General features: G+C 61.7%; 21 protein-coding genes and 4 tRNA genes. 18 read left to right on the top strand and 7 right to left on the bottom strand.

Translation table 11 applies throughout. The features are described 5' to 3' along the window. Nucleotides 1-722: 722 nt before the first annotated feature. Entirely contained in the window at nt 723-1,022 is a 300-nt protein-coding gene (locus AC0L28_RS17890) for a hypothetical protein (protein WP_473479044.1), read from the bottom strand. A gap of 258 nt (nt 1,023-1,280) precedes the next feature. Between AC0L28_RS17890 and AC0L28_RS17885 the strand changes: the two genes are divergently transcribed. Beyond that, a complete protein-coding gene (locus AC0L28_RS17885; RefSeq protein WP_473479042.1) occupies nt 1,281-1,517 on the top strand; it encodes a hypothetical protein in 237 nt (78 codons plus the stop codon). Nucleotides 1,518-1,594: 77 nt separating this feature from the next. Here AC0L28_RS17885 and AC0L28_RS17880 read toward each other — a convergent pair. Continuing rightward, a tRNA-Thr gene (locus AC0L28_RS17880) sits at nt 1,595-1,670 on the bottom strand. Nucleotides 1,671-1,817: 147 nt separating this feature from the next. Here AC0L28_RS17880 and AC0L28_RS17875 point away from each other — a divergent pair. The 3 genes from AC0L28_RS17875 to AC0L28_RS17865 all read left to right on the top strand — a co-directional run bounded on the left by AC0L28_RS17875 (nt 1,818) and on the right by AC0L28_RS17865 (nt 3,018). After that, complete coding sequence (locus AC0L28_RS17875) at nt 1,818-1,985, top strand: hypothetical protein (protein WP_473479039.1); 168 nt, start codon at nt 1,818-1,820, stop codon at nt 1,983-1,985. Nucleotides 1,986-2,184: 199 nt separating this feature from the next. After that, on the top strand, nt 2,185-2,493 hold the full coding sequence (locus AC0L28_RS17870; protein WP_473479037.1) for a BA14K family protein: 309 nt from the start codon (nt 2,185-2,187) through the stop codon (nt 2,491-2,493). A 168-nt stretch (nt 2,494-2,661) separates the two neighbouring features. Next, complete coding sequence (locus AC0L28_RS17865; RefSeq protein WP_473479035.1) at nt 2,662-3,018, top strand: hypothetical protein; 357 nt, start codon at nt 2,662-2,664, stop codon at nt 3,016-3,018. Here AC0L28_RS17865 and AC0L28_RS17860 read toward each other — a convergent pair. Continuing rightward, nucleotides 2,986-3,480: a YbaK/EbsC family protein gene (locus AC0L28_RS17860; protein ID WP_128245081.1), complete on the bottom strand. Its 495-nt coding sequence runs from the start codon at nt 3,478-3,480 to the stop codon at nt 2,986-2,988. The genes AC0L28_RS17865 and AC0L28_RS17860 overlap by 33 nt on opposite strands. A gap of 61 nt (nt 3,481-3,541) precedes the next feature. Continuing rightward, complete coding sequence (gene bhcR / locus AC0L28_RS17855; RefSeq protein ID WP_473479031.1) at nt 3,542-4,426, bottom strand: HTH-type transcriptional regulator BhcR; 885 nt, start codon at nt 4,424-4,426, stop codon at nt 3,542-3,544. Between the two features lie 201 nt (nt 4,427-4,627). Here bhcR and gcl point away from each other — a divergent pair, with 201 nt between their 5' ends. From gcl to AC0L28_RS17840, 3 genes are all read left to right on the top strand, one after another. Continuing rightward, nucleotides 4,628-6,409: a glyoxylate carboligase gene (gene gcl, locus AC0L28_RS17850; RefSeq protein ID WP_473479029.1), complete on the top strand. Its 1,782-nt coding sequence runs from the start codon at nt 4,628-4,630 to the stop codon at nt 6,407-6,409. A gap of 13 nt (nt 6,410-6,422) precedes the next feature. Then, the gene (hyi, locus tag AC0L28_RS17845; protein ID WP_473479027.1) at nt 6,423-7,220 is read left to right on the top strand and encodes a hydroxypyruvate isomerase; all 798 of its coding nucleotides are present in this window, start codon (nt 6,423-6,425) and stop codon (nt 7,218-7,220) included. Between the two features lie 189 nt (nt 7,221-7,409). Then, entirely contained in the window at nt 7,410-8,297 is an 888-nt protein-coding gene (locus AC0L28_RS17840) for a 2-hydroxy-3-oxopropionate reductase (protein ID WP_473479024.1), read from the top strand. Nucleotides 8,298-8,442: 145 nt separating this feature from the next. Here the strand turns inward: AC0L28_RS17840 and AC0L28_RS17835 are convergent, their stop codons facing one another. Continuing rightward, entirely contained in the window at nt 8,443-9,291 is an 849-nt protein-coding gene (locus tag AC0L28_RS17835; RefSeq protein WP_473479021.1) for a TrmH family RNA methyltransferase, read from the bottom strand. A gap of 201 nt (nt 9,292-9,492) precedes the next feature. On the opposite strand from AC0L28_RS17835, the gene AC0L28_RS17830 reads away from it, so the two are divergent. Continuing rightward, nucleotides 9,493-9,577 (top strand) — tRNA-Tyr (locus AC0L28_RS17830). 71 nt (nt 9,578-9,648) lie between these two features. After that, a tRNA-Gly gene (locus AC0L28_RS17825) sits at nt 9,649-9,722 on the top strand. A 119-nt stretch (nt 9,723-9,841) separates the two neighbouring features. Here the strand turns inward: AC0L28_RS17825 and AC0L28_RS17820 are convergent. Then, a complete protein-coding gene (locus AC0L28_RS17820) occupies nt 9,842-10,288 on the bottom strand; it encodes a GFA family protein (protein ID WP_473479019.1) in 447 nt (148 codons plus the stop codon). A 62-nt stretch (nt 10,289-10,350) separates the two neighbouring features. After that, a complete protein-coding gene (locus AC0L28_RS17815; RefSeq protein ID WP_287248050.1) occupies nt 10,351-11,238 on the bottom strand; it encodes a DMT family transporter in 888 nt (295 codons plus the stop codon). A gap of 307 nt (nt 11,239-11,545) precedes the next feature. Between AC0L28_RS17815 and tuf the strand changes: the two genes are divergently transcribed. From tuf to rplA, 9 genes are all read left to right on the top strand, one after another. Then, on the top strand, nt 11,546-12,721 hold the full coding sequence (tuf, locus tag AC0L28_RS17810) for an elongation factor Tu (protein WP_091591201.1): 1,176 nt from the start codon (nt 11,546-11,548) through the stop codon (nt 12,719-12,721). Between the two features lie 240 nt (nt 12,722-12,961). After that, nucleotides 12,962-14,608: a COG3904 family protein gene (locus tag AC0L28_RS17805; protein ID WP_473479015.1), complete on the top strand. Its 1,647-nt coding sequence runs from the start codon at nt 12,962-12,964 to the stop codon at nt 14,606-14,608. Nucleotides 14,609-14,875: 267 nt separating this feature from the next. After that, nucleotides 14,876-16,543, top strand: a complete 1,668-nt coding sequence (locus tag AC0L28_RS17800) for a COG3904 family protein (RefSeq protein WP_473479013.1) — start codon at nt 14,876-14,878, stop codon at nt 16,541-16,543. Between the two features lie 112 nt (nt 16,544-16,655). Beyond that, nucleotides 16,656-17,165, top strand: a complete 510-nt coding sequence (locus AC0L28_RS17795) for a metal-dependent hydrolase (RefSeq protein WP_473479152.1) — start codon at nt 16,656-16,658, stop codon at nt 17,163-17,165. Between the two features lie 35 nt (nt 17,166-17,200). Next, nucleotides 17,201-17,276, top strand: a tRNA-Trp gene (locus AC0L28_RS17790). Nucleotides 17,277-17,648: 372 nt separating this feature from the next. Further along, nucleotides 17,649-17,852: a preprotein translocase subunit SecE gene (gene secE / locus AC0L28_RS17785; RefSeq protein ID WP_013531408.1), complete on the top strand. Its 204-nt coding sequence runs from the start codon at nt 17,649-17,651 to the stop codon at nt 17,850-17,852. A gap of 27 nt (nt 17,853-17,879) precedes the next feature. Beyond that, nucleotides 17,880-18,407, top strand: coding sequence for a transcription termination/antitermination protein NusG (gene nusG, locus AC0L28_RS17780; RefSeq protein ID WP_006333333.1), 528 nt, complete (start codon nt 17,880-17,882; stop codon nt 18,405-18,407). Between the two features lie 166 nt (nt 18,408-18,573). Continuing rightward, nucleotides 18,574-19,002: a 50S ribosomal protein L11 gene (gene rplK, locus AC0L28_RS17775; RefSeq protein WP_023798121.1), complete on the top strand. Its 429-nt coding sequence runs from the start codon at nt 18,574-18,576 to the stop codon at nt 19,000-19,002. Nucleotides 19,003-19,006: 4 nt separating this feature from the next. Beyond that, complete coding sequence (gene rplA, locus AC0L28_RS17770; RefSeq protein WP_473479008.1) at nt 19,007-19,705, top strand: 50S ribosomal protein L1; 699 nt, start codon at nt 19,007-19,009, stop codon at nt 19,703-19,705. The last annotated feature ends 305 nt before the right edge of the window (nt 19,706-20,010 follow it).

Below are 20,010 nucleotides of genomic sequence, written 5' to 3'. Positions count from 1 at the left end.
TATTTCAACCTCGCCTTGCAGGATCGGGCGATGCTTGGGTCGAGATCGCCAAATATCGAGGGGCAACGTTGAACCGGATTTTGATTGTCCTCGGCGCGGCAGTCTGCGTCATATTTCGGCTGCTTCAGCCGGACAGGGATTGCAGCAAAACATTAACTTCATGGCTCGGATGCCCGACGCCAAGTTGAATTTGGCCGCTACAATGGCAGGTAACGTCATCGGTGCTATGCAAAGATGCCGGGCGCTGAGGCCAACCGAAGATGGAAAAGCAATTATAGCCGTTCCAAGCCTTTTGTGGGACGGTCTGGATAAACACCTGACACCCAATCCACCTAAGTTCAAGAGGGCCGTCCGCGCCTATGAAGCCGCTTACAACAAAGCGGTGCGGCGCAGGGATGATTGCCAGACTGAGAAGGCCAAATACCCGAGACTCTACCGGTAGATAGCTGTCGCCATCATTAACCGAAAATTATATTGCAGAAGCGGGTGCACCAACTTGGTCGTTGATATCTTTTCCAAGCGGCAGAAGCGTCAGCGGGGCGAAATGCCGGCCAGGAGGGTGACGAGCATCTTCATAAGCGATCCTCCTTTGCTGGTCCCCGCAACTGATTGAAACTCCATCGAACGGCTTTCTGTTGCGTGGGCCGCTTTGCAGAGTGTGGACGGCCCTCAACATCAAGCCCGGAAGCGCATCCCGCCGGGCCTGATATCCGATGTCACAATCAGCCGCCGTTAGCAGGTGCTGCCGGAGCGGGTGCTGCCGGAGCAGGTGCGGCCGGCTCTGCCGGAGCGGGCGCGGCCGGCTCTGCCGGAGCGGACGCGGCTGGCGCTTCGCCCGTAGGCGCTTCAACCCTAGGCGCTTCAACCTTTACGTCGACGTCCTTTCCGGTGCCCCCGCCGTTGATGTTGATAACGCCGGTGAACAACAGCAGGATCACGATTGCGATAATAGCGAGAACGACGGCGACAGCGGTGCCGGCGCCATTTCCGCCTGAGTTAACAACGGTGGGACCGTCAGCCATGACTATCTCCTATTCTCAATTATCACTGGTCGGCAACGGGACCGGCGGGCACTTAGTTCCGGCGCCGGGCTATGGTCCATGACACAATAAGACTGAAGTCTGTGCGTTAAAGACAGAGGGCTGAGGCTGGCAACCAAGATCTTGGCAAAGGATTGGTATTTGGCCGCCGAGCAAAGTCCCTTCATCGGTGGTTCCGGGTGCCCCGCTGTATACTCATCGGCGGGCACCCGATACGGCACCCTAACCGCGGAAACAACTGTGACCATTATCCAGAGCAAACAGAATGTCGATGCGGTCGCAAGCCGACCCGCCAATGACAATCAAACTCCTGACCCAACAGATTTCTCGGTGGTTGATCTTGTTTCGTCGAGCGACGACGACGTCGTTGCAATCGTCAGGCGAACAGAGCGCCTGTCCCTCGCCGTGATCATAGTAATGGCGATCTTCCTGATCTTTGCACCGGTACTCTACATTGCCCTGATGTATGGGATCTAGAGGTCCCGATTAGCCCTCGCCCCCTTGCGCAGCGCGGCAAAATCCGAAAGGCCGGCCTCATTCAAGACGACAGGCTTTGGTGCCCCCGGACGGAATCGAACCGCCGACCTTCGGTTTACAAAACCGCTGCTCTACCAGCTGAGCTACAAGGGCACGGCGCTCCGGTTAGCATATTTGGTGCGCCAGTAAAGACAAAACTCCGTCTTGAGCCCGCCGGAGCTGCCGGCGCAGGCATCCTGAAAACGGCCAATTGGCTTCCTATATCGTTCTAAGGTGCAATCGCATGGGCGAGAGTGTCGCATGATCAGACTTGTCGTCATTGCCCTGATCGTCGTCGTGACCTGGTTTCTCCTGGTGAAGCTCATCAAGATTTTGAAGAGCGCCAATGTCGACTGGACCGGCGTCACCACCATTATCGGCTTCATCGCGCTTGCCTTCTGGCTGCGCCACATCACCGGCATGGGCTGAGGCCTCCCGCCGCCGGACTGTCGATCGGCGCTCTCGCCGGTCGACATTTGCGCGCCTGCCTGCAAACCTGTTCAGTTCGGCCGCTTTTGCGCTTTTGAAAAAATCCAAAAAAACCGTCGAACCTTTTTCCTTGCTGCAACGACTGATGGTCAAGAGGCGGGATGGATCGCCTCTCAGACAACGCAGCAAGGAGATCGTCATGTTGAAGCGCACCATCGTTTCCGGCCTCATCGCCACCACTGTCGCCGCCGCCATGCTGGCCGGCACCGTTCAGCCTTCGGCCGCCCATCACAAGCACCATCACAACAAGCACCTTGGCATCGGCATCGCCGCCGGCGTCGGCGGCTTCCTGCTCGGCAGCGCGCTCGCCCAGCCGCGCACCGTTTACATCGAGGAAAATGGCGGCTCATGGCACGTCCGGCGCTGCCTCAACCGCTATCAGAGTTACGATCCGTACTCCGACACCTATGTCGGCTACGACGGCTACCGTCACCGCTGCCGGCTTTGAGGGGAGGTGAACCGTTTCAGGCAAGGGAAAAAGGGGCACCCACTGCCCTTTTTCAGCTGTCTGGGTTGCAAAATTGAACCCGGCACCGCGACCGGTTCCAGCGAGGGATGTACAGGGATTTTTCGACAGCTTAGTCTGGCGGTGAAGGCACCAGAGGGAGAGGGACGCTTGGACGAGCACGACCCCAAGGAAGAGCAGATTGAGACGGATTTCCGCAACGGCACGATCACCACCGTCGGCATTCTACTGGCCTTCTCGCTGGGCTTCATCACGCATTGGGCCGCCAACCCGCTCCCTTGGGAAATCTATCACCTGGCAGCCGTCGTGCCGATTTTGATAGGCATTGCCTTGCAGATACGAGCGCTGCGGTTGCTGCTCGACACAACGTCTCTACAGCGACGCGTCTATGAACGCGCCATCCGCATCTTCATCGCCGGCCTGATCTTCACGGCCTGCGGAGTTGGGCTGGCGATGCTCCTTGATTTCTACGACCTATCGACCAAGAGCGCGGTGCCCGGGGCCTAGCTCATCCTGACAGATGTCGCACCATTCGGCGCCGGTCAGCGCTGCCATGCGCTCGACGCCTATTTTCACCGCTGCATTGGTTGCGCCGGCCGCTGGCACGACCTGATCGTAGGCGCGCAGCGATACGTCGCAATAGACCGGCAACGGCGAGGCGAGGCCGAAGGGGCAGACGCCGCCAATCGGATGGCCAGTGATTTCGGCCACCTGCTCGGCATCGAGCATGCGCGGCTTGCCGCCGAATGCATCGCGCGATTTGCGATTGTCGATGCGCGCGTCGCCGCGGGCGACGACCAGCATGGCCCGGTCACCGACGCGCAGGCAGATGGTCTTGGCGATCTGCCCCGGCTCGACGCCGTGCGCCTCGGCCGCGAGCGCGACGGTCGCCGAGCTTGTCGGCGTTTCGATCACCTCGATGTCGCGGGCATACTCGGCGAAGAAGGCTTTGACGGATTGGAGGCTCATGCGTCTTTCGGGCGTCGGCTGGCGGAAGGTGGACGCAAACTTGGCCGTAGCCGGGCGGCTGTCAAGGTGAGCGCGCAGCGCCAATCTCGAAGAGTGAACCCGGTTCGGCGGCGCGGCTTGGTGAAGAAGGGGGCGGCAGACCACCAATCATCCTGGTTATTTCCGCTGCCGCATCGCGCACCAGCGGGCCGATCTCGGCCAGCCGCTGCGGCGTGACCCGCACCGTCGGCCCCGAAACCGAAACGCCGCCGATCGGCTCGCCGAACTCGTTGAAGATGGCGGCGGCCACGCAGCGCATGCCGGGGTGCCGTTCCTCGTCGTCGACCGACCAGCCGCGCAGCTTGATCGTCACCAGATCACGGGCCAGCGCCGAGACGTCGGAAAGCGTCTTTTCGGTGAAGCGCTCCAGCCCGGTCCGGCGCAGGACGGCGCCGACGCGCTGCGGCTCGAGATGCGCCAGCACCGCCTTGCCGATGCCCGATGCATGGAAGGAACTGCGCGTGCCCGGCCGGAAGAAGGCGCGGATCGCCTGATGCGTCTCGACCTGGCTGACGAAGATGACGCAATCGTCCTCGGCGACGCCGAGATTGGCGGTCTCGCCGGTCTTCTCCATCAATTCCTGCATGACAATACGGGCGCGGTCGACCAGCTTGCGGCGGCGCAGGAACGCCGCGCCCATGCGATAGGTCTCGACGCCGATCGACCACAGCTGGTCGGTGCTGTCGAACTCGACCATGCCGTGGTTTTCCAGCGTCGTCAGCATGCGGTAGGCGGTGGAGGCGGGGAGGCCGCTCTGCGCGGCGATCTCGCTCAGCGACAGGCCGCTGCCTTCGGCGACGATGGCCAGGATGCGCAGCGCCCGGTCGAGCGACTGCACCGAAGCCGCCTCGGCCGGACCGTGGAAGGCGCGCGGCCGTCCGCGCTGGCGTTTTTCGGCGGTTTCCATAGTGGCATTCTTGCCGATTTCGCCAAATGCGCAATGAAAAAGTTTTTCACAAATATGCTATGCGACTTCGTGGAAAACAGAAAATCCAATGAAATCAGTAAATAGCCGCAGTTTCTTAGAAATGAAAAAATATTCTGAAAAAATTGAAAAATAACAGGCGCGCTGGCATTCTCGGCCATCAACAATTCCGTGGAGGCTGACATGGCCAGGATGCGCGCAGTCGACGCAGCGGTTCTCGGTTTGGAAAAAGAAGGCACCTCCTGCGCCTTTGGCGTGCCGGGTGCTGCCATCAACCCGTTCTATTCGGCGCTGAGGGCGAGGGGTACGATCCGCCATATCCTGGCGCGCCATGTCGAGGCGGCCTCGCACATGGCCGAAGGTTATACCCGCGCCAGATCAGGTAATATCGGCCTGTGCATCGGCACTTCGGGTCCGGCCGGCACCGACATGATCACCGGCCTCTATTCGGCCGCGGCCGATTCCATCCCGATCCTCTGCATCACCGGCCAGGCGCCGCGGGCGCGTCTCAGCAAGGAGGATTTCCAGGCCGTCGACATCGCAGCCATCGCAGCACCCGTCGCCAAATGGGCGGTCACCGTCATGGAACCCTATCTGGTGCCGATGGCGCTGCAGAAGGCGTTCCACCTGATGCGCTCGTCGCGGCCGGGGCCGGTTCTCATCGATCTGCCGGTCGACGTGCAACTGGCCGAGATCGAGTTCGACATCGATGCCTATGAGCCGCTAGTGCCGTTCAAGCCGGCAATGTCGCGCGGCCAGGCCGAGAAGGCCTTGGCGATGCTCAACGCGGCCGAAAAGCCTGTCATCGTTGCCGGCGGCGGCATCATCAACGCCGATGCCTCGGATCTGCTGATCGAGTTCGCCGAAGTCACCGGCGTGCCCGTGATCCCGACGCTGATGGGCTGGGGCGCGATTCCCGACGACCACCGGCTGATGGCCGGCATGTGCGGGCTGCAGACATCGCATCGCTACGGCAACGCAACGATGCTCGAGGCCGATTTCGTCTTCGGCATCGGCAACCGCTGGGCCAACCGCCACACCGGCTCCGTCGACGTCTACACCAAGGGCAAAAAATTCATCCATGTCGACATCGAGCCGACGCAGATCGGCCGTGTCTTCGCGCCGGACCTCGGCGTCGTTTCGGATGCCGGTGCGGCGCTGAAAATGCTGCTCGACGTCGCCACCGAGTGGAAAACGGCTGGAAAACTGCGCGACTGGTCGGGTTGGGCCAGGGAATGCCGGGACCGCAAGAAGACGATGAAGCGCAAGACGCATTTCGACCAGGTGCCGCTGAAGCCGCAGCGCGTCTACGAGGAGATGAACAAGGCATTCGGCCGCGACACCACCTATGTCACCACGATCGGGCTTTCGCAGATCGCCGGCGCTCAGTTCCTGCATGTCTACAAGCCGCGCAACTGGATCAATTGCGGCCAGGCCGGCCCGCTCGGCTGGACGCTGCCGGCCGCACTTGGCATTCGCGCCGCCGATCCGCAGCGCAACATCGTGGCGCTGTCCGGCGACTATGATTTCCAGTTCATGATCGAGGAACTGGCGGTCGGCGCGCAGCACAGATTGCCCTATATTCATGTCGTCGTGAACAATGCCTATCTTGGCCTGATCCGCCAGGCGCAGCGCGGCTTTTCGATGGATTTCGAGGTCAGCCTTGCCTTCGAGAACGTCAACCGGAAGGATGATCCCGAGGCTGGCTATGGCGTCGACCACGTCGCGGTTGCCGAGGCCATGGGCTGCAAGGCGGTCCGGGTGCGCCGGCCGGAGGAATTCGCCGGCGCCTTCAAACAGGCGCAACAATTGATGAAGGAGCACCAGGTTCCGGTGGTGCTCGAATTCATCCTTGAGCGCATCACCAATGTTTCGATGGGCACCGAGATCGACAAGATCACCGAATTCGAGGAGCTTGCCGAACATCACGAAGACGCGCCGACGGCGATCGTCATGCTGGACTGAACGGAGAAAAAGAATGCCACGGTTTTCAGCCAATCTTTCGATGCTCTTTGGCGAGCACGATTTCCTCGACCGCTTCGAAGCCGCCGCCCGCGCCGGCTTTAGGGGTGTCGAATATATCGGCCCCTATGATCATGCGCCCGATGTCGTTGCGGCGAGGCTGAAGAAAAACGGCCTGACGCAGGTGCTGTTCAACCTGCCGGCCGGCGACTGGGCCAAGGGTGAGCGCGGCATTGCGGTGTTGCCGGATCGTGTTCCCGAGTTCCGGCAAGGCGTCGCCAAGGCGATAACCTACGCGCAGGCGCTGGGCTGCGAACAGGTCAACTGCCTCGCCGGCATCGCGCCGCAAGGCGTCGAGCGTTCGGTGCTGGAAGACGTCTTCGCCGAGAACCTGGCTTTCGCGGCCGAGAAGCTGGAGCAGGCCGGAATCAGGCTGCTGATCGAGCCGATCAACACCGGCGACATTCCCGGCTTCTTCCTCAACTATTCGGACCAGGCCCTGGCGCTCATCGACCGCGTCGGCTCAAAAAACCTGTTCCTGCAATACGACATCTATCACATGCAGATCATGGAGGGCGATCTCGCCCGCACCATCGAGGCCAACCTCGACCGCATCGCGCATATCCAGCTGGCGGATAATCCCGGCCGTCATGAGCCTGGGACGGGCGAGATCAATTTTCCTTTTCTGTACAGCCACATCGACCGTATCGGCTATACCGGCTGGGTAGGGGCGGAATACAAGCCGAAGGGCGGGACCGAAGCCGGGCTGGGCTGGTTCCGGGAGTTTGCCGGGCATGGGAACGCTGCGGCTTAGTGATCATCGCCTAACGCTTGCGCTGCCGCTCACCCTTACCCTCTCCCTGTAAGAAACGGGGAGAGGGGGGCGCCAGCGTTGGAGCGCTTCCCTTCTCCCCGTCGCTATACGGGGAGAAGGTGCCGGCAGGCGGATGAGGGGCAGCGCCGATCTCTGATGAGTTTGGACAAGATTTTCAGGAGAACAACAATGGACACCATCGGTTTCATCGGCCTCGGCATCATGGGCGCGCCGATGGCGGGGCATCTGCTCGACGCCGGCTATCACGTCGTCGCCAGCGACCATCGCTCGAAACCGCCGGCCGATCTCGTCGCCAAGGGTCTAAAAACCGTCACTGGCCATCACGCCGTGGCACGTGCCGCCGGCGTCGTCATCACCATGGTTCCCGACACGCCGGAGGTGGCCGACGTGCTGTTCGGCGACAGCGGCGTCGCCTCGGGTTTGACCGCGGGCAAGCTGGTCATCGACATGAGTTCGATCTCGCCGATCGAGACCAAGGAATTCGCCACGAAAATCAATGCGCTGGGCTGCGACTATCTCGATGCGCCGGTGTCGGGCGGCGAGGTCGGCGCCAAGGCCGCGTCGCTGACCATCATGGTCGGCGGCGAGGAAAAGGCCTTCGAGCGCGCCAGGCCGGTGTTCGAAAAAATGGGCAAGAACATCACGCTGGTCGGCCCCAACGGCGTCGGCCAGACCACCAAGGTCGCCAACCAGATCGTCGTCGCGCTGACCATTGAAGCAGTCGCGGAAGCGCTTGTTTTTGCATCGAAAGCCGGCGCCGATCCGGCCAAGGTGCGGCAAGCGCTGATGGGCGGGCTGGCGGCCTCGCGCATCCTCGAAGTGCATGGCGAGCGCATGATCAAGCGCAGCTTCGCGCCGGGCTTTCGCATCGAACTGCACCAGAAGGACCTTAATCTCGCTCTGGAAGGGGCAAAAGCGCTTGGCGTCGCGCTGCCCAACACCTCGACGACGCAGCAATTGTTCAACGCCTGCGCGGCCAATGGCGGCGCCAAGGAGGATCATTCGGCGCTGGTCAGGGCGCTGGAGCGAATGGCGGGGCAGGAGTTAGGGGAGTAGGGGAATAGGGGAATAGGGGAATAGGGCAGTAAGGCGGTAGGGCAGTAAGGCAGTAGGGATAGCGCTTGCAGCGAGCCGCAACCGGCCTTTCTTGCTGCCTTATTCTTACTCTCCCATTCCCCTACTCCCCTACTCCCCTACTCCCCTAACCCAAAAACTTCCTCGCCGCATAAAGGCTCACCGCGGCGGCGTTCGACACGTTGAGCGAGCGGATGGCGCCGGGCATGTCGAGCCGCGCCAGCGTCGTCACCGTTTCGCGCGTCTTCTGGCGCAGGCCCTTGCCCTCGGCGCCCAGCACCAGCGCGATCTTTTCTCCCGAAAAACTCTTTTCGAGTTCCGCCGGTCCGTCCGAATCGAGGCCGATGGTCTGGAAGCCGACCTCGTGCAACTGGCCGAGCGCGTCGGCGAGGTTCTTCACCTCGATCTGGTCGATATGCTCCAGCGCGCCGGAGGCCGACTTTGCCAGCACGCCGGATTCATGCGGGCTGTGGCGCGCCGTGGTGATCAGCGCGCCGGCGCCGAAGGCGACCGCCGAGCGCAGGATCGCGCCGACATTGTGTGGATCGGTGACCTGGTCGAGCACCAGCACCAGCGTGGTATCGCCGAGCGCATCGAGCCGCTTCGGCTTTAGCGGCTCGGCTTCGATCAGCACGCCCTGATGCACGGCTTCGGAGCCGGTGACCTTGTCGATGTCTTTCGGCTCGACCATCTCTGTCTCAAAGGGCAGGGCGGCGAGGTCGGCGATCGCCAGCCGCTCGGCGGCGTTGCGCGTCACCAGCATCTTCTTGATCCGCCGGCGCGGATTGTCGAGTGCTGCTCGCACCGTGTGCAGGCCGTACAGCCGCACCAGCCCATCCGCGGCGGTCTCTCCTGGTGGTACCGGCTGGCGCGGCCTGAACGCCGGCGCGCCGCCGCTCTTCTCGTCGCGATGCGCGCGGCGCAGCTTGGCGTAGTGGGTGTCTTTTGGGGTCTTGGGCTTGTTATCATTGCTCATGGCCGGTTCTATAGCCGTGTCGTCTGTCTAAGGATACAGCTGCAAAACCCCTGCTCGTCGGGTCGTCAACAAATTCAGCGCGTTTTGCCGGGATGTTGCGGTTGACAGTTTTGGGCGCTGCCGCCATAAGGCGCTTCGCGACGGGCTGCTCCTGCGGCCGCGACGCGTCGATGCCTCGTTGCATGGCTCCGGCGGCAGACTGGAGAGGTGCCCGAGTGGTTAAAGGGGACGGACTGTAAATCCGTTGGCTATGCCTACGTTGGTTCAAATCCAACCCTCTCCACCACTGCCGGCCCGGAAGCCCTGAAACGCAAAGCCTCGGACCGAAAAGTGCATAGCGGTTTTCGGGTGAAATGCGCGGGTATAGCTCAGTGGTAGAGCAGCAGCCTTCCAAGCTGAATATGCGGGTTCGATTCCCGCTACCCGCTCCAAGCATGCTGTTGAAGTCATTATCGAAAATAAATAACTTCCTTGAAAATGCGCCGTGTCACTGTCTGTGGCGGTTCTGCAGTGCCCGAGCGGCAATGCCGTCAGCCGCATCGCCAGGTCTTCAGTCGGCGCCTCCGGTGACATGATCTTCATATTGAGGCAGGTCGTCGGTGATCGTGGACCACTTCGCCTTGGAGCCGACAAAGATGTGGTGCGTCGGACGGATGGCCGGCTCGTCGACGAGGGTCCCCGTGGCGACGTGGACGAAGGCGCCGTCGCGGACGACCGAGTAGAGCAATGAGCCGCAGGTCTTGCAGTGCACGTTGTGGCCGGTCTCATCGCCAAAGATCGGGAGGTTGTCCTCGCCCTTGGTCAGGCTCAGTCTCTCACGCTCGATGCCGGCAAACGGCTTGAAGGCCGAACCGGTGGTGCGCCGGCAGTCCGAGCAGTGGCAGTTGGCGGCGTAGATGAACTCGTCGGCCACCGCGTATTGCACGGCGCCGCACAGGCATTTTCCGGCAAGCATGCGGTTGCCGACGTTCTCCTGGCTTGTCACAGGTTTCTCCATTTTTTGCGGGCAGCGGCCAAGTTGAAAATTGTGATGTAACCGTTTGGTCACCACTGCCCAAATTATGCGACGACGGTCAGTCGGCGCCGCCGCTCGTCGAGCGACACGATGGTCAGCCCGCTGGCCACCACCAGCAGGATACCGCCGATCGCCAGTGCGTTCGGCAATTGCTGGAACACCACCAGGCCGGAAATGACCGCCCAGACGGTGAAGCAGTAATAGAACGGCGCCACGACGCCGGTTGGCCCGGCGCGATAGGCCATGAAGATGAAGAAATGGCCAAAAATCAGGAACAATCCGGCCCCGGCCATCAGCAGTAAATGATGCGTCTCGGGCGCCACCCACCGCTCCGACATCAGATGCGCGACGCCTGATCCGACCAGCACCACCACCACCGCGGAAATTGCGACGATCATTCCGGGCACGTCGGCGGCGACCCGGCGCCCGGCGAGATCGCGCGCGGCGGCGAACGCCGCATTGCCGAGCGCCAGCAAGGCGTAGACCGAGATTCCCTGCATGGTCGGCTGCGCCACCATCACCGCGCCGATGAAGCCGAGCCCGATCAGCGCCATGCGCAAGCCGCCGATCCGTTCGCCGAACAGGACAGAGGAGCCAATCAGCATGAGCAGGGGCGTGATCTGTCCCAGGGCGGTCGAATCGGCGATCTGCATGTTGGCAAGCGCCACCACGTAGCAAAGGATTGCCGCCAGCTCGAGCAGGTTTCTTTGCAACACTCTCCTGTCGAGGATCAGCGGGATCTGCCTGGCGTAGCCCAGCGCAAACAGCAACGGGATTCCCCACAGCGTTGCCGCCGTCCCGCGCAGAAACAGCACTTCATAGGGCGGCAGCCCAACCGTGGCGAGTTTCAACATGGTGTCGTTGGCGACATAGGACCCGGTCGACAGGATCATGAACAGCGGGCCGCGGATGGCGATCGGAATGAAATGCATCGGATCAGGAAATCAGACCGGCGTCACACCGGCAATGGGCCAGATCCGGCAGTAAAATCCGGCAAGGCGGACAGGCGGAAGCAGCGATGTCCATTCGCTGAATGGCGATACCCGCGGAACCTATCTTTGGCCATTCCATTTCTCCTTGTTCGTTCCTATATCCGCGCCACATCCCCGAAAACCGGATCATGGGTTCAGACCGGGTGAGAAAGCCCCGGCCACAAGACACTTGTGTTTTTCGGCCGCAGTCGCTAATCGCCCCGCATTCGACTGAACTGAAGGTCCCGGCCGTCCAAGGAAAGAGACTATGGCAAAAGGTAAATTCGAGCGTACAAAGCCTCATGTGAACATCGGCACGATTGGCCATGTCGATCATGGCAAGACGTCGCTGACGGCGGCGATCACCAAGTATTTTGGCGAATACAAGCGCTACGACCAGATCGATGCGGCGCCCGAGGAGAAGGCGCGCGGCATCACCATCTCGACGGCGCATGTCGAATACGAGACGGCCAACCGCCACTACGCCCATGTCGACTGCCCCGGCCACGCCGACTATGTCAAGAACATGATCACCGGTGCTGCGCAGATGGACGGCGCGATCCTGGTCGTGTCGGCCGCCGACGGCCCGATGCCGCAGACCCGCGAGCACATCCTGCTGGCCCGCCAGGTCGGCGTGCCGTCGATCGTGGTGTTCTTGAACAAGGTCGACCAGGTCGACGACGCCGAGCTGCTCGAGCTGGTCGAGCTCGAGGTGCGCGAGCTGTTGACCAAGAACGAGTTCCCCGGCGACGACATTCCGATCGTCAAGGGTTCGGCACTTGCGGCTTTGGAAGATTCCGACAAGAAGATCGGCGAGGATTCGATCCGCGAATTGATGGCTGCGGTCGACGACTACATCCCGACGCCGGTTCGCCCGCTGGACAAGCCGTTCCTGATGCCGATCGAGGACGTGTTCTCGATCTCCGGCCGCGGCACGGTTGTGACCGGCCGCGTCGAGCGCGGCGTGGTCAAGGTCGGCGAGGAGCTTGAGATCGTCGGCATCCGTCCGACCACCAAGACGACCTGCACCGGCGTCGAGATGTTCCGCAAGCTGCTCGACCAGGGCCAGGCCGGCGACAACATCGGCGCGCTGCTGCGCGGTGTCGACCGTGAAGGTGTCGAGCGCGGCCAGGTTCTGGCCAAGCCGGGCACGGTCAAGCCGCACAAGAAGTTCGTCGCTGAAGCCTACATCCTGACCAAGGACGAGGGCGGCCGTCACACGCCGTTCTTCACCAACTACCGGCCGCAGTTCTACTTCCGCACGACCGACGTGACCGGCATCGTGTCGCTGCCGGAAGGCACCGAGATGGTGATGCCGGGCGACAACATCACCGTCGATGTCGAGCTGATCGTGCCGATCGCCATGGAAGAGAAGCTGCGCTTCGCCATCCGTGAAGGCGGCCGCACCGTCGGTGCCGGCATCGTCGTCACCATCAAAGAGTAATCGATACCGGCATTTGTCGGATCGACAGGGAAGGGCGGTCTTCGGGCCGCCTTTTCTACGTTTACTTGCCCCACGCAGAAAAATCTTGCGCGGTCGTTTCGAAGCTATTGCAAGTACCACGGCCGCCACTATTATAGGTTGCATCAAGGGGGCTTTTGCCAAAACGTGGTTTGGGGACGCCGTTTAAGCAGTAGGGCCGGGTGGTGGCGCGGGTTGGTTCGCCTGGCGCCGGTGGTTGCGATGGCGATGGCGGCCTTCGCCGCGAACGCCGAGGATGTGTCCGATCCCAAGACATGGGATCCGAAGTCATGGTACCTTCCGGGCAGTTCGTCCGATGGTTTTTCGGAGATGCGGTTCATCATTGCCCGCAGCAGTGCAGTCGGCTGTAAGCCCAACTGTCCGGAATGGATTTCAGCGGAAGGCGCCATCGCAGCCGGCACGCCGGCTCTACTAAAGCGGGTACTGAAAAAGCTCGGCACTCGCAAACTGCCGATTATCGTCAATTCCCCTGGCGGTGATGTCGACGCTGCGCTCCAACTCGGTCGCATAATACGCAAGAACAGGCTCGACATCGCCATCGGTAAGACCGAGTTTTCCGATTGTTGGCCGGGGATGGAGGGTTGCGGGGCCAGCTACGGCAAAGGCGTAGCCTATTTCGGCGTCGCGTCCGACGGTGGCGCCATGTGCAATTCCGCCTGTCCGCTGATGTTTGCCGGAGGCGTCCGCCGCGTGGCGGGCAGCTGGGCCTATCTGGGTGTTCATCAGATCACCACCACTTATTTCCCCTCAACACGGCATTTTCGAACCACCCATCAAACCATCCGTGGCAAAAGATATCGGGTCACCACGGAGACCGTCACTCAAGGCGAGAGCTACAAGACCTATAAAATGAGCAAGGCGTTTTCGAGAAAGATCTCGGCCTATCTCAGGGAGATGGGGGTCGGGCGGGGCGTGCTGGACACAATGAAGGCCACGCCTGCCAGCGACATCCGCCAGATCGCTCTCGACGACATGCTGACGATGAAGCTGGTCACCAGCAGGGACTCCCTCGACATACTTACGCTGGCGGGCATATGCCGGCGGAGCCCGGCGCCGCCGAACTGCAGGGAGGTCCCTGCGAATGCCAAGCCGGCCAAGACGGCAGTGGTGGCCGTCCGAGGGGCCGTTCCAGCCACTCCGGCGGCCCGTCCAGCGCCGGTCGACAATTCGATGCGTTTCGTCCTGGTCCGGAGCAGCGATCCGAAATGCGGTCTCGATTGTCCCGAATGGATTGCAGCGCAAGGCACGATCACTCCCGATACGCAGAAGATATTTCGCCAATTGCTCGATACGGTCGGCGGCCGGCGTCTACCGTTGATCGTGAGTTCGCCGGGAGGCGATTTGCTCAGCGCCTTGGCAATGGGAAGATTGATCCGCGACCGCAAACTTGACGTCGCGATTGCGCGCACCGATTTTACCGGGTGCAAGCCGCAGGACAAAGGGTGCGCGCCACCGGATGGGTTCTATCCTGGTGTCGCGACCGATTTAGGTGCGGGGTGCGATGCCGCCTGTCCGATCATGCTTGCTGGGGGCGTCAGACGTTTCGTGGGCCCCAAGGTGCCAGTCAGCGTTCAATCACTGGCATTCGCGGAGCGGATACGCTCTTATCTTGCGGAAATGTCGGTCAGGCAGCATCTGTTTCCGCCGATGCCGCTCGACCGCTTCGATTATAAGCGTAACCGGCTCCGGCTCGAACCCGGCACAATGTTGACGATGGGACTGACGACGGGACCTGAATCGGCGAACCATTTGGTGGGGCCGACTGTCTGTAAAACCGAACCGAGGCCGCAAAATTGTCCGGCGGCATCGGCGCTCAAGGTTGACGCACAATTCCCACTAAAGCCGTAGCCGTTGAAATACCCAAAGCCCTGCCTCAACGACAGGGCAATTCGACGACAGGGGAATTAGTAGCCGGTGTTTGGCTGGAGTAATCGACCGCCGGCTTGTCGGTCGAGATCGGATGCGAAGGGTGGTCCTCGGGCTGCCCTTTTTGCTTATTTGCGTACACCCGGCTTGCCTTTTTAGGTATGCCGGCGCCTGCGGCGTCGTCGCAAAACCCTGTTGCAAGCCGGCAAAGCTGAACTACTATAGGTCGCATTGCGGGGGGCTTCCCGAATGGTTTCGTGGCACCGTCTGAATAGCCAGGCATGGTCGATGCTTGGGCTGATCTGCCTGGCGTCGTTCCTGGTCATGGGACACGCTGCCTTCGCGGCGAACACCAAAAAATCCGCGCCGGATCTTGGTCCGACGATGCGGTTTGTCGTTGTCCGCAGCAGCGCGCCTGGTTGCGAACCGACCTGCCCGGAATGGATATCGGCTGAAGGCTCGATAGAGGCCGGCACGCCGGCCCTGTTCAAGCGCACGCTCAAGGGGCTTGGTGGCCGAAAACTGCCCGTTGTCGTGGACTCTCCCGGCGGCAACGTCGAAGCGGCGCTGGCGCTTGGTCGGCTGCTCCGCAAGAACAAGCTCGATATCGCGGTCGGTAAAACCCGGTTCACCGGCTGCCAGCCCGATGCCAAGGACTGCAAGGAAAACGACGGCAAGGGCGCTCGCTATTTCGGCAATGCCTATGCCGGCGGCGCCATCTGCAATTCCGCCTGTCCGCTGATGTTTGCCGGCGGCATCAGGCGCGTCGTCGGGCAATGGGCCTTTCTCGGCGTGCATCAGATCACCACGACCTACATCCGCACGAAATTGCAGTACCGGACCACCTATCGCGTGGTCGGAGGCAAGAAGAAGATCCTCAGCAAGAAGATCGTCGGCCGCAAGAACGCCGGCAGCTACAAGACCTACGAGATGAGCAAGTCGGTGGAGAAAAGACTGGCTGCCTATCTGAACGAAATGGGCGTCGGCCAGGCCGTGCTCGAGACGATGAAGGACACGCCGGCCAGCACCATCCAGCAGCTGGCTCCATACGACATGCTGCAGGCGAAGCTGGTGACCAGCCTGGATGCCGTCGACCTGCTGACCGCGCCAACCCTGTGCAACACCGATCCGGTGGCCGCGAACTGCAGGGAAATACCGGCGCCGGCCGGCGAAGTGGTGGCGTACGCCAAGCCCGCTCCGGCCGCGCCGGTCGAACCTGAAACCGGGCAGCGGGCCGATGTTGGCGATATGCGCTTCGTCCTGGTTCGCGGCAGAAGTTTTCTCTGCGATCCCAATTGTCCCGAATGGATCTCGGCGGAAGGCATGATCAGCGCTCGAACGCCGGAACGGCTGCGCCAACTGCTGGACACGATCGGTGACCGGCGACTGCCCATGGTGATCAACTCGCCGGGAGGTGACGTGCTCGGCGCTTTGGCCGCCGGAAGGTTGATCCGAGAACGCAAGCTCGAGGTGGCGGTTGCGCGGACGGACTTCATTGGATGCGAGCCGGACAAGGCGGATTGCGCCGCCAAGGATGGCGTCCATGTCGGACTGACGATCGATGCGAGCGGCGCGTGTGGCGCGGCCTGCCCGATCATGCTTGCCGGCGGTGTCAGGCGCCTTGTCGGTCCTCGCGCGCAGTTGACCGTGCACCCGATCGGGTTGGAGCAGCGGGTCAAAACCTATCTCAGGGAAATGGCGGTCGGACCCGGTCTGCTGGTGGCGATGCGGTCGGTGCCGGCCTCGCGCCATCGGCAGCTCGAACCCGAGATGATGCTGAAAGTCGGGCTGACGACCGGGCTTGGTTCGGCCGATGAATTTACCGGCCCGACCATCTGCAAGTCGCAGCCAATGCCGGAGAATTGCCGCGTCGTGTCGACGTCCGAGGTTCAGGCCGAGGCGGCCGTCAAGCTGTAAGGCGCAGTCACGCCCCAGCCGAGCGCGATAGGGCGAGGCGGGGTAGTCCTTCCTGAATGCGCCACAATCCGCCGCGACGTTCGACCGATTCGGCAATGAACAAGGTTTGACGATGCTGATCGCTCATCTTCCGGCTGGCTACATACTCGGTACTTTCGCACGAAACCATTGGCCCGGCAGGTCGGGGATGATGGCGGCGGCAATGCTCGGCAGCGTCGTCCCGGACCTCGACATGGTCTATTTCCATTTTGTCGATGGCGGACGAACCCATCACCACGCCTACATCACGCACTGGCCGCTCTTCTGGGCAGCGGTTGGCCTTGTGGCAGTGTCGGTCGCGAAATGGCGGGATCCGCGATATCTGGCCCCCGTCGGCGCCTTCTTTGTCGCCGCAATGATACACATGATCCTGGACTCAGTGGCGTCGCCTATCATGTGGCTAATGCCGTTCGACCGGCGCGCGCTCGAACTCGTCACGGTCCCGGCGATCTATCGCAACTGGGTCATGAGCTTCATGTTGCATTGGACTTTTGCCCTCGAACTTCTGATATGCGCCTGGGCGCTGGCCCTCGGATCTCGACGATTGCAGCCCGGCGCGGCCACGCCTGAAAACTCGACTTGAGTTCTTGTCCGCTTTATGAAATAGCAGCGCGCGATACGGGCATAGCTCAGTTGGTAGAGCGGCGGTCTCCAAAACCGCAGGTCGTAGGTTCGAGCCCTGCTGCCCGTGCCATTTTTCGAAATGGCCAATTCATGAAAAATTTCTGGTCTTCCGCGCATCGACCTTTTGAAAATCGCGCGGTGGCTTGCCATATAGGCTGTCTTGAGGCATAAGAGCGCCATAGCCGGAACGGGACGACTGGATGGTTCCGAGGCGGCGTTTGGCATAAAGCGGACACTTGCCACTTGCGTGGATCAAGAATCGGTTTTATGTAGACGAAACAGACACGCGACGCGTGGAGCTGGGAAGCCGGCTTTACGCGTCCGATTTGCATGGGCGAAATGATTGCGCTGATTCGGCGCGAACACAGGCTCAGGCGGCACATCCCGGCCAGCGGGATCATCCAGGAGATCCGGTCAACGGGTCTTGCAGACAGAGCGGCACATGGCTTCGAAAACCACAAATCCATTCGTCTTTCTCCAGCAGGTTCGCGCGGAGACCGCCAAGGTGACTTGGCCGTCGCGTCGCGAAACGATGATCTCGACGGTGATGGTTCTGGCGTTCGCTGTGATCGCGATGATCTTTTTCTTTACTGCCGATCAGCTCATGGGCCTCGCGGTCGAGCAGATTCTGGGCATTGGACGCTGAGTCCGGCGATTACGGAGAAGCCTTGAAATGACTGCGCGGTGGTACATCGTCCACGCCTATTCGAACTTTGAAAAAAAGGTCGCTGAGGACATCGAGAACAAGGCCAAGCAGAAAGGCCTGTCCGCTGACATCGAGCAGATCGTGGTGCCTACCGAGAAGGTCGTCGAGATACGCCGCGGCCGCAAGGTCGATGCCGAGCGCAAGTTCTTCCCGGGCTACGTGCTGCTGAAGGCCAACCTGACCGACGCAGTGTTCTCGCTCGTGAAGAACACGCCGAAGGTCACCGGCTTCCTGGGTGATTCGAAGCCGGTGCCGATCACCGAGGCCGAGGCCCAGCGCATCCTGAACCAAGTGCAGGAAGGCGTCGAGCGGCCGAAGCCGTCGGTCACTTTCGAGATCGGCGAGGCGATCCGCGTCTCGGACGGTCCGTTCGCCTCGTTCAACGGTTTCGTCCAGGAAGTGGACGAGGAGCGGGCGCGGCTCAAGGTGGAAGTTTCGATCTTCGGGCGCGCCGTGCCGGTCGATCTCGAATTCGGACAGGTCGAAAAGGGCTGATCCGAAATCCTTGTCGCCAATTCGGCGGTGAGGGAGGCGGCGTGGAAATCGCCGCCAAAACGGGTGGGAGGCGAATGGGCTGTAGCCGGCCGCAGGAACCGCACCACCAGACTGCAACCGCCGGTTGCCCAGATTTGGGGCCGGCATGAGATAAAGGCAGGAAGAGATGGCTAAGAAAATTGCAGGCCAGCTCAAGCTCCAGGTTTCCGCGGGCTCGGCGACGCCGTCGCCCCCGATCGGACCGGCGCTTGGTCAGCGCGGCATCAACATCATGGAGTTCTGCAAGGCGTTCAACGCGCAGACCCAGGAAATGGAAAAGGGATCGCCGGTTCCGGTCGTGATCACCTACTACCAGGACAAGTCGTTCACCTTCGTCATGAAAACGCCGCCGGTGAGCTACTTCCTGAAGAAGGCCGCAAACCTGAAGTCGGGCTCGAAGGAGCCGGGCAAGGTCAAGGCCGGCACGATCGGCCGCGACAAGGTGCGCGCCATCGCCGAGCAGAAGATGAAGGATCTGAACGCGACCGATATCGAGGGGGCCATGCGCATGGTCGAGGGCTCCGCCCGCTCGATGGGTCTGGAAGTGGTGGGCTGAGATCATGGCAAAGATTGCAAAGCGTGTATCGAAGACCCGCGAAGGCATCGATCCCAACAAGGCCTATGCCTTGGGTGATGCGCTGAAGCTGCTCAAGGACCGGTCCTCGGTGAAGTTCGACGAGACCGTTGAAATCGCGATGAACCTGGGTGTCGACCCGCGCCATGCCGACCAGATGGTCCGTGGCGTGGTCAACCTGCCGAACGGCACCGGCCGTACCGTCCGCGTCGCGGTTTTCGCGCGTGGCGACAAGGCCGAGGAAGCCAAGGCGGCGGGCGCCGATATCGTTGGCGCCGAGGATCTGGTCGACATCGTCCAGAAGGGCACGATCGACTTCGATCGCTGCATCGCCACGCCGGACATGATGCCGCTGGTCGGCCGTCTGGGCAAGGTGCTCGGCCCGCGTGGCATGATGCCGAACCCGAAGGTCGGCACTGTCACCGCCGACGTTACCGCCGCCGTCAAGGCGTCGAAGGGTGGCGCGGTCGAGTTCCGCGTCGAGAAGGCCGGCATCGTTCATGGCGGCGTGGGCAAGATCTCGTTCGACGTCAAGGCGCTGGAAGAGAATGTTCGCGCCTTCGCTGACGCGGTCACCAAGGCGAAGCCGGCTGGCGCCAAGGGCAACTACGTCAAGAAGGTGTCGGTCACCTCGACGATGGGCCCTGGCCTCAAGCTCGACGTCTCGACGCTGGCAGCGTCCTGATACGAACCATTTGGATCTGCCGCTAAAGGGCTGATCCGCAAACAGAATTCCGGGCCTCCGATTTATCTTGGCGGCCCGGTACCGGAAGTCGGAAGGCTTCCGGACATCCTGTCCGAGATTGCGGGCGGCCCCAGGCCTTGGTTCAAGGGGGGCCTTAATTCATGTGGGCCTGCATGAGACGGGTGAAGACCGGACAACGGAGCGACTGCTCCAATGAAAGGTTCGAACCGTGTTTGCCTTTTGTCTGCGCACCATTCGGCTTGCCGGCTGGTGTGGCGAAAGGGGGCAGGATCCTCGAGCGTCGT

It is taken from the genome of Mesorhizobium sp. WSM4847, assembly GCF_055811335.1.
This window is presented reverse-complemented; position numbering and strand designations above follow the sequence as displayed.